Origin of the sequence: Glycomyces sp. MUSA5-2 (genome assembly GCF_037034145.1) — a bacterium.
Taxonomy (GTDB): Bacteria; Actinomycetota; Actinomycetes; order Mycobacteriales; family Micromonosporaceae; genus Glycomyces; species Glycomyces artemisiae.
In genome coordinates this window covers 1-14272 of the sequence record NZ_JBAGKG010000013.1, presented here as the reverse complement: position 1 = coordinate 14272, position 14272 = coordinate 1, and the positions used below count along the sequence as shown (strand labels likewise).

General features: G+C 70.9%; 14 protein-coding genes. 3 read left to right on the top strand and 11 right to left on the bottom strand.

Going from position 1 to position 14272, the window contains the following annotated elements:
* The first annotated feature begins 156 nt into the window (after positions 1–156).
* A complete protein-coding gene (locus WA640_RS26370) occupies positions 157–1815 on the top strand; it encodes a hypothetical protein (protein WP_219926827.1) in 1659 nt (552 codons plus the stop codon).
* A 65-nt stretch (positions 1816–1880) separates the two neighbouring features.
* On the opposite strand, the gene lepA is transcribed toward WA640_RS26370, so the two are convergent.
* Together lepA and WA640_RS26360 are read right to left on the bottom strand one after the other, a co-directional pair.
* Positions 1881–3713, bottom strand: a complete 1833-nt coding sequence (gene lepA / locus WA640_RS26365) for a translation elongation factor 4 (protein WP_335991839.1) — start codon at positions 3711–3713, stop codon at positions 1881–1883.
* A gap of 210 nt (positions 3714–3923) precedes the next feature.
* Positions 3924–4946, bottom strand: coding sequence for a hypothetical protein (locus WA640_RS26360; RefSeq protein ID WP_335991838.1), 1023 nt, complete (start codon positions 4944–4946; stop codon positions 3924–3926).
* A gap of 84 nt (positions 4947–5030) precedes the next feature.
* Here WA640_RS26360 and WA640_RS26355 point away from each other — a divergent pair, with 84 nt between their 5' ends.
* The gene (locus WA640_RS26355) at positions 5031–5627 is read left to right on the top strand and encodes a TetR/AcrR family transcriptional regulator (RefSeq protein ID WP_335991836.1); all 597 of its coding nucleotides are present in this window, start codon (positions 5031–5033) and stop codon (positions 5625–5627) included.
* A gap of 202 nt (positions 5628–5829) precedes the next feature.
* Positions 5830–6102 (top strand): 30S ribosomal protein S20, encoded by a 273-nt coding sequence (gene rpsT, locus WA640_RS26350; RefSeq protein ID WP_106365125.1) that lies wholly within the window; start codon positions 5830–5832, stop codon positions 6100–6102.
* 164 nt (positions 6103–6266) lie between these two features.
* On the opposite strand, the gene WA640_RS26345 is transcribed toward rpsT, so the two are convergent.
* The 9 genes from WA640_RS26345 to nadD form a co-directional block, all read right to left on the bottom strand.
* Positions 6267–6518 (bottom strand): hypothetical protein, encoded by a 252-nt coding sequence (locus tag WA640_RS26345; RefSeq protein ID WP_146148144.1) that lies wholly within the window; start codon positions 6516–6518, stop codon positions 6267–6269.
* Positions 6511–7500: a DNA polymerase III subunit delta gene (gene holA, locus WA640_RS26340; protein WP_335991835.1), complete on the bottom strand. Its 990-nt coding sequence runs from the start codon at positions 7498–7500 to the stop codon at positions 6511–6513. Before holA ends, WA640_RS26345 begins: the two co-directional genes overlap by 8 nt.
* Before the next feature lie 156 nt (positions 7501–7656).
* A complete protein-coding gene (locus WA640_RS26335) occupies positions 7657–9972 on the bottom strand; it encodes a ComEC/Rec2 family competence protein (protein ID WP_335991834.1) in 2316 nt (771 codons plus the stop codon).
* Positions 9969–10739: a helix-hairpin-helix domain-containing protein gene (locus tag WA640_RS26330; protein WP_335991833.1), complete on the bottom strand. Its 771-nt coding sequence runs from the start codon at positions 10737–10739 to the stop codon at positions 9969–9971. Before WA640_RS26330 ends, WA640_RS26335 begins: the two co-directional genes overlap by 4 nt.
* A 227-nt stretch (positions 10740–10966) precedes the next feature.
* Entirely contained in the window at positions 10967–11815 is an 849-nt protein-coding gene (locus WA640_RS26325) for a DegV family protein (RefSeq protein ID WP_335991831.1), read from the bottom strand.
* Positions 11816–11828: 13 nt separating this feature from the next.
* On the bottom strand, positions 11829–12299 hold the full coding sequence (locus WA640_RS26320; protein WP_335991830.1) for a hypothetical protein: 471 nt from the start codon (positions 12297–12299) through the stop codon (positions 11829–11831).
* Positions 12300–12397: 98 nt separating this feature from the next.
* Positions 12398–13051: a histidine phosphatase family protein gene (locus tag WA640_RS26315; protein WP_335991829.1), complete on the bottom strand. Its 654-nt coding sequence runs from the start codon at positions 13049–13051 to the stop codon at positions 12398–12400.
* Positions 13048–13467 (bottom strand): ribosome silencing factor, encoded by a 420-nt coding sequence (gene rsfS / locus WA640_RS26310; RefSeq protein ID WP_106365133.1) that lies wholly within the window; start codon positions 13465–13467, stop codon positions 13048–13050. Before rsfS ends, WA640_RS26315 begins: the two co-directional genes overlap by 4 nt.
* 120 nt (positions 13468–13587) lie before the next feature.
* Positions 13588–14181, bottom strand: coding sequence for a nicotinate-nucleotide adenylyltransferase (nadD, locus tag WA640_RS26305; RefSeq protein WP_342761229.1), 594 nt, complete (start codon positions 14179–14181; stop codon positions 13588–13590).
* Between the last annotated feature and the right edge of the window lie 91 nt (positions 14182–14272).

Here is a 14272-nt window from a genome sequence, read left to right as displayed (position 1 = left end):
GGCGGAACCGGTCCGGTTCCGCCCCTTTTCGCGTGCCCGGAGTGGCCCGCGAAAAATTTTAGGCAATCGGTTGCACCGAAACCCTTGACCGCATGAAAGCCCTTGCCTTAGATTCATTCAAATGCCTCAATATTTCCCTCACGAGAGGTAATGCGCATGCGACGCACAGCCCGACTTCGGATCGGAGCGGCCCTGGCCGCGGCGGCGGTGGTGATCGCCGGAACCGCCATGTCGATGACGATGGCCGCGGCGGACACCGCCGACGAGCCGTCGTTCTCCGCCCAGGCCCTCGGCACCAACCTCAGCCTCGGCGCGGGCGCCGACGGCACCTCGAAGGCCTCCGGCACCAGCTACGGCAACGTCATCGACGGGAACACGAGCACCTACTGGTCCCCCAGCGGGACCACCGGCCGCGTCTCCGTCAAGTGGGACACGGCGAAGACCGTCTCCACCGTCGTCATCAAGTCCGCCTCCGGCGGCGGCACCATCGGCAACTGGCAGGTCGTCAACAACGACAACGGGTCCGTGCTGGCCTCCGGCACGGGCGCGGGCACCATCACCTTCGCGGCGACCTCCCTCAAGAAGATCAACTTCGTCATCACCAGCGCCTCCGGCACGCCGCGCGTCGCCGAGTTCGAGACCTACGCTGGCACGCCCGACGGCTCGACCACCGGGGAGCCGACCGAGGAGCCCACGACCCCGGGCGACCCCGGCACCACCACGCCCCCGCCGAGCGCCGACGCGCTCTACGCCGCTCCCAACGGCTCCTCCAGCGCCGCGGGCACCATCTCCGCGCCCACGACCCTCGCCTCGGCGATCAGCCGGATCACCGCGGGCGGCACGATCTACCTGCGCGGCGGCACCTACAACCTGACGAGCACGGTCGACATCCCGCCGGGCAAGGACGGCGTCTCGGGCAACCGCACCGAGCTGTTCGCCTACGGCAGCGAGCAGCCCGTGCTCAACTTCTCGGCGCAGGCCGAGGACAGCGCCAACCGCGGCATCGCGCTCGGCGGCGACTGGTGGCACTTCAAGGGCTTCGTGGTCGAGCACGCGGGCGACAACGGCATCCTCGTCGGCGGCAGCAACAACGTCATCGAACGGGTCGTGACCCGCCACAACGCCGACACCGGCCTCCAGATCGCCCGGTACACCGCGGGAGCGCCCTCCAGCGAGTGGCCGGCGAACAACCTCATCCTCAGCTCCGAGTCGCACGACAACGTCGACTCCGACGGCGAGGACGCGGACGGCTTCGCCGCGAAGCTCACCTCCGGCTCCGGGAACGTCTTCCGGTTCTGCGTGTCCCACAACAACATCGACGACGGCTGGGACCTGTACACCAAGCCGGACACCGGGCCCATCGGCGCGGTGACCATCGAGGACTCCCTCGCGTACGACAACGGGACGCTCTCCAACGGCGGCCAGGCCGGCGCCGGGGACCGCAACGGCTACAAGCTCGGCGGCGAGGACATCGCCGTCAACCACACGGTCGTGCGGTCCATCGCCTTCGAGAACGGCAAGCACGGGTTCACGTACAACTCGAACCCCGGCTCGATGACGATCTCGAACAACCTGAGCATCCGCAACGGCGAGCGCAACTTCAACTTCGACGCGGGCTCCTCGGTGTTCCGCGGCAACACCTCCTGCGACAGCGGCTCCAACGACCGCATCGTCGGGAACTCCGACAGTTCGAACCAGTGGGACACCGGCTCCAACGGCTCCCGCTGCTCGGCCTACGGCGGCAGCCTCGCCTGGAGCTTCAACTCCGGCGGCACCCTCGTGGTGACCATCGGCGGCACCGTGGTCGACCTGTAAGGACCGGCACATGAGGCGAGGCGGCCGCCCCCGGCACAGGGGGCGGCCGCCTCGTCGCTTCGTTCCTAGTCCTCGTCGGTGCGCAGCGCGGCGATGAACGCCTCCTGGGGGACCTCGACGCGGCCGATGTTCTTCATCCGCTTCTTGCCCTCCTTCTGCTTCTCCAGGAGCTTGCGCTTGCGGGAGATGTCGCCGCCGTAGCACTTCGCGAGCACGTCCTTGCGCAGCGCGCGGATCGTCTCGCGGGCGATGATCCGCGAGCCGATCGCCGCCTGGATCGGCACCTCGAACTGCTGGCGCGGGATGAGCTTCTTGAGCCGCTCCGACAGGCGCACCCCGTACGAGTAGGCCTGGTCCTTGTGGACGATCGCGGCGAACGCGTCGACCTTCTCGCCCTGGAGGAGGATGTCGACCTTGACGAGGTCGGACTCCTGCGAGCCCTCGATGTCGTAGTCGAGCGACGCGTAGCCCTTGGTGCGGGACTTGAGCTGGTCGAAGAAGTCGAAGACGATCTCCGCGAGCGGCAGCGTGTACCGGATCTCCACGCGGTCGGTCGACAGGTAGTCCATGCCGATCTGGACGCCGCGCTTCGTCTGGCACAGCTCCATGACCTGCCCGATGTACTCCTTCGGGGTCAGGATGGTGGCCTTGGCGACCGGCTCGGTGATCGAGTAGATCTTCCCTTCGGGGAACTCCGAGGGGTTGGTGACCTCGACCTCCTCGCCGTCCTCCTTCACGACCTGGTAGACCACGTTCGGGGCCGTCGAGATCAGGTCGAGGTTGAACTCGCGCTCCAGGCGCTCCTGGATGATCTCCAGGTGCAGCAGGCCCAGGAAGCCCACGCGGAAGCCGAAGCCGAGCGCGGCCGACGTCTCGGGCTCGTACTGGAGCGCGGCGTCGTTGAGCTGGAGCTTGTCGAGGGCCTCGCGGAGGTTCCCGTAGTCGGAGCCGTCGATCGGGTAGAGCCCGGAGTAGACCATCGGCTTGGCCTCGGTGTAGCCGGGCAGGGCCTCCGTCGCGGGGTTCTTGTTGAGCGTGACGGTGTCGCCGACCTTCGACTGCCGCACGTCCTTCACGCCGGTGATGAGGTACCCGACCTCGCCGACGCTCAGGGCTTTGGAGACCACCGGCTCGGGGCTGATGACGCCGATCTCCAGCAGCTCGTGGTCGGCGCGGGTCGACATCATGCGGATGCGGTCGCGGGCGTTGAGCTTCCCGTCGACCACGCGGATGTAGGTGACGACGCCGCGGTAGACGTCGTAGACGGAGTCGAAGATCATCGCGCGCGCGGGCGCGTCCGGGTCGCCGACGGGTGCCGGGACCTGCGCGACGACCGCGTCGAGGAGCTCGGCGACGCCCGCGCCGGTCTTGCCGGAGACGCGGAAGACGTCCTCGGGCTCGCAGCCGATGAGGTTCGCGATCTCCTCGGCGTACCGGTCCGGGTCGGCCGAGGGCAGGTCGATCTTGTTGAGCACCGGGATGATCGTGAGGTCGTTGCTCATCGCCAGGTACAGGTTCGCGAGGGTCTGCGCCTCGATGCCCTGCGCGGCGTCGACCAGGAGGATCGCGCCCTCGCAGGCGGCGAGCGAGCGGGACACCTCGTACGTGAAGTCCACGTGCCCGGGGGTGTCGATCATGTTGAGCACGAACCCCTGCCCCTCGGCCTCGCCGGAGCGGGCCGTCCAGGGCATGCGCACGGCCTGGGACTTCACGGTGATGCCGCGCTCGCGCTCGATGTCCATCCGGTCGAGGTACTGCGCGCGCATCTGGCGGGCGTCGACGACCTCGGTGATCTGCAGCATGCGGTCGGCCAGGGTGGACTTCCCGTGGTCGATGTGCGCGATGATGCAGAAGTTCCGGATCGACTCCGGCGCGGTCGAACCTGGCGCGTTGGTCACGTTGACCTTCCCTCTCGGCTGCACGGACTGCGGCGGGCAGGCGCCGCCGCTCCCCGCCGTCGGGCCGTTCATGATCACGGCTCGGTCGTGTAAGGGGCGGGCTTGACAATTCTGCCTTACGGGCCCCGGTGCCCCCGCACACCCAGCGCGAAAGGCCGTCCCCGCCACGTCGCGGGAACGGCCTCCGGTCTCCTGGTGGCGCAGGCCGGGTCAGGCGGCCGCGGCCGCGGGCTCCCGCTCCGGGCTCTCGACGGCCTTGACGCGGCTGCGCACGGCCCCGATGGTGAAGAACACCACTCCGGCCGCGAGCCAGGCCGCGAGGACGAGCAGCGCCGTCTGCGCCCCGGCGCCGTCGAAGTACGCGGTCGAGCGCAGCAGCGTCGCGCCCGCACCCGGCGTCAGGTACTGGCCGGCCTCGCCCCACGGGGCGGGCAGCAGCTCAGGGGCGCTGGTCAGACCCGAGACCGGGTTGCCCAGGAGCATGACGACGACCGCGCCGACCGCGATCCCGGCCGTCCCCAGGAGCTTGCGCAGCCCGAGGATGAACCAGCCCGTCGCGGCCGCCGCGAGACTGATCGCCCCGGCGATCGGCAGGTAGTCGCCCTCGATGGACTCCAGGACGTACAGCAGGATCGCGGCCACGCCCGCGCCGATCGCGAGCGGTCCGAGGATCGCGGCCGCGGCCTGGCGGCCCGAGCCGCGCACGGCCGAGCCGATGAGCGCGGCGATGATGATGCCGCCCGCGGCGAGCGGCAGGCCCGAGGCGGCGAGCCCGGCGCCGTTCGGGTCGTCGGCGGGCAGCGGGACCAGGTCCTCGACCGTGACCTCCACGGTCTGGCCGGCCGCCTGGCCCATCTGGGCGGCGATCTGGTCGGCGATGCCGGTGACGAGCCGCGCGACCGTGGGTGAGGCGGCCGAGGCGGTGTAGGCGGTGACCCCGTCGGGGGCGATCTGGAGGGCCGCGTAGACCTCGCGGTCCTCGATGAGCCGCTCGGCCTCGGCGGCGTCGGCCGCGGCCGTGACGTCGAACCCGTCGGGCTCGGCCTGGTCGAGCTGGTCCTGGACCTGCGCGGCGGCCTCCTCGGGGCCGACCACGGCGATCGGGACCTCGTGGGGGCCCATGCCCGCGGAGGGCCAGGCGAAGGCGAGCGTGACGGCGCCGACGATGAGGGCGAGACCGGCGCTGAGCCCGATCACGCGTCCGATCGAGGTGCGCTCGGGGGTGGTTTCCATGGCGGTGTCCTTTCGTAAGATACGTTCCGTATCTTGCTAGCCGCAAGCTAACATAAGAAACGATCGGTATCTAGGGGGGACGGGTTGGACCGCAAGGGAGCGTCCAGGCGCCGCGGCGCGGAACTGGAGCAGGCGATCCTCGACGCCGCGTTCGAGGAGCTCCGCGACGCCGGCTACGGCGGATTCACCATGGAAGGCGTCGCGAAGCGGGCCGGGACGAGCAAGCCGGTGGTGTACCGGCGCTGGCCGAACCGGGTGCAGCTCCTCATCGCGTGCGTCGCGAGCCGCCTGCCGCGCGCCGAGACGGTCCCCGACACCGGGTCCATCCGCGGCGACATCGTCGCGCTGGTCACCGTCGCGCACCGCCGCATGCGCCTGGTCGGCCAGACCGCGATGCTCGGCATGCTCACCGACGTCAGCGCCGACCCCGAGGTCCGCAAGATCCTCGTCGGCTCGCTCGTGAGCGAGCTGACGAACCTCCTGGACCGGGCCGTGTACACGCGCGCGATCGCCCGCGGCGAACTGGCCGAGGAGCACCTCACGGAACGACTGCGGCGACTCCCGATCGACTTGGTGCGCAACGAGTTCATCATCTACGGGGCCGTGCCGCGGGAGGCGATCGAGAGCATCGTCGACGAGGTGGTCCTCCCCGCGCTGCGCGCCCGCGGCGCGCGCGTGTGACCGCGCGGGGGTAATGTGCGCGACAGCCCGGGGCCTCAGCTCGGCCGAGCCCTGCGACCTGGTGTAACCTGGCTCGCGGTCATGCTCCCAGGGCGTGCGTGTTGCTCGGGTCCTGGTAACGTTGACAGGCGCTCCGGAGTGCCCTCTGCCTCCGACGCGATCAATTAAGGAACCAAGCAATCACGAAACTGAGGCTTCACGCGTGGCGAACATCAAGTCCAAGGAAAAGCGCATTCTCACGAACGAGAAGCGCCGTATCCGCAACAAGTCTGTGAAGTCGTCGCTGAAGACGTCCGTCCGGAAGTTCCGTGAGGCGTCTGCCGCTGGCGACGTCGAGGCCGCCCAGGGCCACCTCCGCGCCGCGAGCCGCGAGCTCGACAAGGCCGCGACCAAGGGCGTCATCCACAAGAACCAGGCCGCGCAGCGCAAGTCCAAGCTCGCCGCCTCCTTCAACAAGCTCTCCGCCGCCGCCTAACCCGCGACACCGCAGACAGCACAAAAAGCTTCAAAGGCCCGGGGGCCCAGCCCCCGGGCCTTCGGCATTCCTGTCGCGCCCCTCGGGCACTATTGAAACCGGGGGCGACGAAATCCGACCCCCGAAGCCTCTCGCCGTGCCCGCCGAACGCCGCGGCCGCCCGCTCAGCCGTGCCGGCTCAGCGCCCCCGCGACCACGTCGTTGAGCTTCACCATGGCGGCCACCGTGAGCGGCAGGATCAGCACGACCCACCAGGTCACCAGCTCGGTCAGCGCCATGAGGACCGCGAGCCCGACCGTCCCCTCGAACAGCAGCACGCACATCAGGTTCGACAGGTAGAGGTGCTTGATCCCCAGCGCCTTCGCGTACCAGGGCCTGCGCGGACGGCTCACCCGTCCGTGGCGGTACTCAGACACGGCCCCTCCCCGCAACGCTCAAACGGGTGATCTGGAGGATCGCGTGCTCCAGGGCCCAGCCGCGGTCGTCCGCGCCGCCCTTCACCTCGCCGTTCAGCCGCGCGCACACCTGCATCGCCTCAGCGAGCGAGTCCGCGGTCCAGTTCCGGGCCTGCTTGCGCGCCTTCTCGATCTGCCACGGCGCCATGCCGAGCTGACCGGCCAGCTGCGCCGCCCCGCCCCGCTCCGACGCGACCCGCGACAGGTTCCGCACCGCCATCGCCAGCGCGTCGGCGATCGGCACCGGGTCGACGCCCACCTGCATCGCCCACCGCAGCGCCCCGAGCGCCTCGGCCGCGTCCCCGGCGATCGTCGCGTCGGCGACCGTGAACCCGGAGACCTCGGCTCGCCCCGAGTAGTACTGCGCGACGCTCTCCTGGGTGATCTTCCCGTCCGTATCGGCGACGAGCTGCGCGCACGCCGAGGCGAGCTCGCGCAGGTCCGACCCGACCGCCTGGATGATCGTGTCGGCGATCTCCGCCGAGGCCGAGCGCGGCGACGCGCCCGCGTCCCGCAGCTCCCCGCGCACGAACGCGACCCGGTCGGGCTGCCGCTTGATCTTCGAGACCCGCACGATCGGCACGTCGAGCTTCTTCAGCCCCTCCGAGAGCGCCTTGCCCTTGTTGCCGCCGTTGTGGCACACGGCGAGGTAGATCTCCGGCGCGGGCTGCTTCGCGTAGGCGAGGACCGCCGCGATGACGTCCTTGTCGACGTCCTGGCCCGACTCGACGACGCCGACGACCGCGCCGCCGAACAGGGTCGGGCTCGTCAGCTCGGTCAGGGCCCCGGCGGTGAGGTCGGCGCCCGAGACGCGGTTGACGGCCGGAGCCGGGTCCCCCTCGGGCATCTCGGCCCGCACCGCCTTGACGTACTCGGCGGCGGCCCGCTCGGCGAGGAACTCGTCGTCGCCCAGGATCAGTCGGATGGGTTCGAGTGCAGCCACCGCACCATCCTCGCATGCGGTCCAGGCCGCCCCGGGCCGCGACCGGTCCGGCGCTTTCCTCGCAGCGCCCGCATCCTGCCGGAAGATCCCGGTTCACCCCGGCGCGTCCGCCGCCCAATCACCCGAACGGCGTCTCTATGTAATCGATCCCTCACCTCACCCCCCTGTCCGCACTTCCAGGCCGCCGCCGCTACGCGACACCGTGATCGGCCCGTCCTCGTCCGTCCGGAAGACCAGAGCACCCCCTTCCTCCAAGAGCCCCAAGGGCCCCGGGTCCGGATGCCCGTACTCGTTGCCCGCCCCGACCCCGACGAGCACCACCGCCGGATCGGCCGCCTCCAGGAACTCCGGCACCTGGAACGACGACCCGTGGTGCGGCACCTTCAGCACGTCGACGTCGAGCGCCGCCCGGCGGTCGAGCAGCGCCCGCTGCCCTTCCAGCTCCACGTCCCCGGCGAGGAGGACGCTCGTCCCGGCGACCTCGGCCCGCAGCGCGACCGAGTTGTTGTTCGGGTCCGACCGCGTGCCGCTCAACGGATCGGCGGGCGGCCCCAGCACCTCCAATCTCGTGTCCCCGAAGACGAACACCTCGCCCGGCACCGCTTCGAGCACCGGCACCGCACCGGCCCGCTCCTCCACCAGGTCGTACCCGTACCGGGCCTCCCCGGGCGGCGGCGCGAGGATCGCGGCCACCTCGCGGCCGTCCATCACCCCGCCGATCCCGGCCGTGTGGTCGATGTGGAAATGCGACAGCACCAGCAGCGCCACCCGGTCCACCCCGAGCGACTCCAGGCACGCGTCGACCGGCTCGGGATCGGGCCCGACGTCGACGACGATCGCCCCGTCCTCCGCCGGGAGGACCAGCGCGTCCCCTTGGCCCACATCGCACATCGTCACGACCCAGCCTGACGGCGCCCCGCCGGAGAACAGGCAGGCCGGAACCGCGCCGAGCCCGGCGGCGAGGAGCACCGCCAGCACCGCCCGCCGGAACCGCCGTACATGCAGCAGCCCGATCATGAGCGCGAGCACCAGCGCCGACCCGACCCCCCACCACAGCCCGCCCGGCACCGGCAGCAGCGCCCCGGGCACTTCGGCGCCCGTGCGCGCCAACCAGATCAGCCACCGCGCCGGAAACGCCGCCAGCTGCGCCGCGATCTCCCCCGCCGGGACCCACACCGCCGCCGCGGCCGCGGCGCCCACCGACAGCACCACCACCGGCGCGGCCACGAGCGCCGCCAGCAGGTTCACCGGCACCGACACCAGGCTCACCCCGCTGCCGAGGCCGACGAGCAGCGGCGTCACCGCCACCTGCGTCGCCACCGGGATCGTCGCCGCCAGCGCCACCCCCTGCGGCCAGCCACGGTGCTCCAGCGGCTTCGCCCACCGGAACGCCAAGAGCAGCAAGCCGACACATGCGGCCACCGACAGCGCGAACCCCGCCTGCGCGGCCATGTCCGGGTCCACGAGCACCACCAGCAGCACCGCGGTCGCCAACGCCGGCATCGCCGCCCGCGGCCGCCCTGCCGCCAGTGCCAGCAGCGTCATCCCGGCCATCACCGCGGCCCGCAGCACGCTCGGCTGCGGCCCCGCGACGACCACGATCACCCCGGCCGCCACCGCCCCGGCGACCACCCGGGCCCGCGGCCCGGCCCGGCACGCGACCGCCATGGCAAGCACCGCGCCCACCAGGAGGCTCAGGTGGTAGCCCGAGACGACCACGAGGTGCACGAGCCCGGTCGTCCGGAAGTCCGCGGCGAGTTCGGGGTCCATCAGCGACGTGTCCCCCACCGCGAGCGCCGGGATCAGCCCCGCTTCCGGCTGCGGCACCGCCCCGACGGCCTCGGCGAGCCGTTCGCGCACATGCGCGGCGAACCGGTGCGGCAGTGCCGGTTCGCCGTCGAGCTCCGGCGGTCCGCGGGCGCTCACGATCGCGGCCGTCAGGCGCCCCGGCTCCGCTTCCCGAAGCACCGCACGCACAGTGAGCCGCTGCCCGGAGCTCAACTCGGCCCACTCGCCGCCGCTCGCGACCAGCAGCACCTGCCAGTTCCCGTCCACCACGGCGTCATCGGCCCTGAACGACCGCAGCCGCGCGGTCGCGGTGACCATGTCCGGCCGCTTCAATGTCGGCTTCGGCACCGTGTGCAGCACGAGTTCGGCCTCTCCGTGCGCCTCTTCGGCAGTGAGCGCGGCGAGCCCGGGATGGTCGCGCGCCGCGACGTGCGCGGTCGTGACCCCGGCCCCGAGCACCGCCCCGAACGCGACCGTCGCAACCGCCGCCGCGACCCCTTCGCGCCTGCCGATCCCGAAGGCCGCCAGCACGATGCACCCGACCACCGTGAGCAGACCGGTGACGGCGCTGCCGTACAGGCCCGCGATCGCGGCCGCCCATACCCCGGCGGCGACGAGCGGCAGCCGCCAGTCCCGCCGCACCACCTCCGAAGGCGGCGGCCGCAGCGTGAACTCGGCGCTCACAGCGTCACCTGCTCGCGCAGCTGCTCCAGTAGCGCCGACCCGATGCCGGAGACCTCCGACAGCTCGTCGACGGACTGGAAGCTGCCGTTCGCCTCCCGGTACTCGATGATCCGCTCGGCGAGGACCGGTCCGATGCCTTTGAGCGCGTCGAGTTCCTGTGCGCTGGCGACGTTGATGTTGACGAGGCCCGTTGCGCCGCCGCCGGTTCCGCTCGCTCCGGGCGGCGGGACCCCCGAGGCGGAGGCGTCAGGCACGGCCACGAGGTCCCCGTCGGCGACGACGCGGGCGAGGTTGAGGAACCCGGGATCGGCGCCGTCGGCGAGCCCGCCCGCGGCCTCGATGGCGTCAGCGACCCGCGCCCCGGCTTCGAGCTCGACGATCCCCGGCTTGTTCACGGCCCCGGCCACGGACACGACGATCAGCTCCGGAGCCTGTTCTGCCGCTTCGGGAACCACGGTGGGCGCGGTCGCGGCGGGCTGCGTCTCGGGCCAGGACAGGATCGTCACTGCGAGCCCCACTGCGGCGACGAGGACCCCGACGATCGCCAGTACCCACCGGTTCAGGTGCGAGAGGCCGAACCGGTGCTGGAGCCGCTCGATCCGGTCCTCGAAGCGCCGCTTCGGCGGCGCCTTCGGCACGGCTTCGGGCCTGGCGTCGCCGCTGTCGGCGTCGACGGTCTCTTTGCAAGTCTCGGCGTCTACGGAGTGGAGTTTCAGGCGGAGCCTCGCGGCGAGGGCCTCGTCTTCGGATGTCTTGTCGCGTTCCATACCCGGCTCAACGAGCGAAGGTTACGGCCGTGACTGAGATTTTTCCGGCCTGTGGATAACTCACCGCGACCTGTGGACAACCCTGATTGGCGTGGACGACCGCCGCCCCGCCGAGCCATTATCCCCGGCAGTCGTGCCCCGCAATATGAACGGCGGTTCTCCGCATATCGGACACTGGGGGACCCCCCACTTCAAATCTACCCGGCGCCGCCGACAACCCTCGTAAGTCAGGAACGCCGACGCGTAATGACCCCGACGAGCCCCGGCCCGCAGTGGGCGCCGACCGCGGCACCGACCTCGGTGACGTCCATGCGCCGCAGCCGGCCCTCGAAGCGCTCCTGGAGCCACCCGGCGAGCGCCTCGGCCCGCCGCTCGGTCCCCAAGTGGTGCACGGTCATCTCGACCTCGGCCTCACCGGCGTCCGCGACGGCGAGCGCCGCGAGGCGCTGCAGACCGCGCGTGGGGGTCCGGACCTTCTCGACCACGTCGATGCGCCCGTCCTCAACGCCCAGAATGGGTTTCACCGACAGCGCCGTGCCCACGATCGCGCGCGCCGCACTGATCCGGCCGCCGCGCCGCAGGTACTCCAGCGTGTCCAGGTAGAAGTACGTCGTGGTCCGCCCGATCGCCGCCTGCGCGGCCGCCGCGGCCGTCAGCAGGTCCATCCCCTTCTCCGCGGCCTCCACGGCCGCGAGGGCCGGATACCCGACGCCCATGCCCGCGCCGAGCGAGTCGACGACGGCGACCCGCCCGCCGAACCCGGCGGCCGCGGCCTCGGCGGCGGCCACCGTCCCGGACAGCCTGCCGGACAGGTGCACCGAGACGATCCCGCTCGCGCCCTCGTCGAGCAGCCGCGTGTACGTGGCCCGCAGCTCCTCCGGAGGCAGGCCCGAAGTGGTCACGGTCTGGCCCTCGCGCATCGCGCGGAGGATCGCCTCGCCGCCGACGTCCTCGCCCTCGCGGTGCTCGTCGCCGCCCATGAGCACCGGGATGCCGAGCACCGTCAGGCACTCGTGCGAAGCACGCAGCGCCTCAGGCAGGGCAGAAGTGGAGTCGGTAACGACGACGACGGTCACCCGGCCACATTACCTAATCCGCGGTCTCGGCTTCCTGGACCACGAACGGGGTGCCCTGCTGGCAGGTGCTCATCATGCCCGCGTCGACGGTGCCGCGCAGCGTGACCTGGGCGCCCGCGTACACGACCGAGGAGTCGAAGCTCCCGAAGATCCCGTACACGGTGCCCTCGTACGTGAGGACCAGGCAGCCGGACTCCACGCCCGCCTCCACGGTCCCGGAGATGGTCGTCACCGAGTCGGACCCGGGCCTCGACGTGTCGCCCATGGTCGGGTCCAGGTCGGGGATGCTGGTCTCCTCGGGCACGGTGCTCTCCTCAGTCGTTGCGGCCGTAGGCGACGCGGTGGGGGACGCGGTCGCCGAGGTCTCGTCCCCGGATCCGCTCCCGCCCGCGCCGCACGCGGTGAGCGCGGCCAGCAGGAGCCCGCCGGTGAGCAGCCCCGCAGCGTTCGCGATTCGTCTGGTTCGTGAAGTTCGCGTGTCCATGACGGTTCGACGTCTCCGGTCCCGGCGCGGTTGCGCCACGACCGAAGCGTAATTCCCGGACGGCGGCCGGGTCCACCACTCGGCCCGGAAAACCGCCGCTACCGGGCCAGCTGGCCCTTCGCGAGCGGGCTCGCGCCGATCGTGTGCGGAGCCGGAACGCCCAGGTTGTAGCCGAACATGCGCCACTTCCCCGACCGCATCCGCCGCAGGTCGGCCCAGTGCGCGTTGTCGAGGCCCGACAGCGAGCTCGTGGGCGCCTGGTCCCATTCGAGGATGCCGCCGACGATCTGCCGCGCCGAACCGCCGTGGCAGACGATCATCGCAGTCCCCTCGACGTCCGACTCGACGATGTCGCGCACCGCCTCAGACGTGCGCCGATGCAGTTCCGCCCATGTCTCGATCCCGGGGTGCTGCAACGGCTCCCCCGCGCGCCACCGCCGGTGGTCGTCGGGGAACTGCTCCGCGATCTCCGCGCCCGTCAGGCCCTCCCAGGGCCCGTACGCGCGCTCCCGGAGCCGCTTGTCCAGCTCGATCTCGACCCCGGTCGCCTCGGACACCGGCCGGGCCGTGTCCACGGCGCGGCGCAGGTCCGACGAGATGATCCGCACCGGCTCATACAGGGCCAGCTCAGGACCGGCCTCGACCGCCTGCGCCTTCCCCGTCTCGTCGAGGTCGATGTCAGTGGACCCCTGGATGCGGCCCGCGATGTTCCACTCGGTCTGCCCGTGGCGGACGACGAGGAGCCGGTTCACCGCTCGTCCTCGTCGCTCTCGGCCACCTCGGCGCGGCGCTCCCGCTCCACCTCGGCCTGGTCGACGAACTCGATCTCCGGGCAGTCCTTCCAGAGCCCGTCAAGGCCGTAGTAGTCACGCGCCTCCTGGTGGAAGACGTGCACCACGATGTGGTTGTAGTCCAGGAGCACCCACTGCTCGCCGCCCCTGCCCTCACGGCGCAGCGGACGCGTGTCGTGCTCCTTGATGAGCTTCTCCTCGACCGCGTCGACGACCGCGTGAACCTGCCGCTCGTTCGAGGCCGAGACGATCACGAAGACATCGGTGAGTGCGATCTTCGAGGTGACGTCCCGGAGATTGATGGCGAAGGCCTTCTTGTCGGCCGCCGCCTGGGCTGCTGAGAAGGCCAGGGTCTTGGCGGTTTCGCTTGCGGTCACGAACGCTCCTGTCGACGAGTCTTCACCGGTTGCTCCACCGGCTCAGCTCTAGTTTTACACGGGCGGTCCGACGCCGACCTCCCTGTTTCGCGCCGGTCGCTGTGCGACGCGTCCCAGCCCTCAGCCGCGGTACAGCCCGCGCTCTTCAATGAACGCCGCCACGGCATCCGGCACCAGGTACCGCACCGGCTGCCCGTCCCGCACCCGCTGCCGGCACTCCGTCGACGACAGGTCCACCGCGGGCATGTCGATGAACTCGACCTGGATCCCGAACGACGTGTCGACCTCCCGCCGCGAATGCCCCGGACGGTTCAGCGCGATGAACTTCACCGACCTCACCAGATCCTCGACCCGGTGCCACGTGTGCAGGTTCTCCAGCGAGTCCGCGCCGATGATGAAGAACAGGTCGACATCGCCCTCGTACTCGGCCCGCACATCGGCGACCGTGTCCACGGCGTACGTCGCGCCCTCGCGATCGATATCGCAGGTGCTGACCCTGAACATCGGGTCGGAATCGACTGCCAACCGCGTCATCTCAAGCCGCGCAGCCGCATCCGTGACCTTGATGTGGGCCTTCTGCCACGGGTCGCCGGCCGGGACGAACACCACTTCGTCCAATCCGCATTCGAATGCGGCTTCACTGGCCGCCACCAAATGCCCGAGGTGCGGAGGATCGAACGTCCCGCCGAATACCCCGATACGTCGGACCGCCAGCTCATTCACAGCCCGAATCCTATCGCGCAATTCCGAATCAGGGCATACGAAAAGGCCCCCACCTTGCGGTGGGGGCCTTCCCTGTATGTTC

Coding starts and splice junctions, on each gene's coding strand:
- WA640_RS26360 (WP_335991838.1), bottom strand. CDS start 4,946: ATGGAAACCACCCCCGAGCGCACCTCGATCGGACGCGTGATCGGGCTC.
- WA640_RS26330 (WP_335991833.1), bottom strand. CDS start 10,739: ATGGAACGCGACAAGACATCCGAAGACGAGGCCCTCGCCGCGAGGCTC.
- WA640_RS26370 (WP_219926827.1), top strand. CDS start 157: ATGCGACGCACAGCCCGACTTCGGATCGGAGCGGCCCTGGCCGCGGCG.
- WA640_RS26320 (WP_335991830.1), bottom strand. CDS start 12,299: ATGGACACGCGAACTTCACGAACCAGACGAATCGCGAACGCTGCGGGG.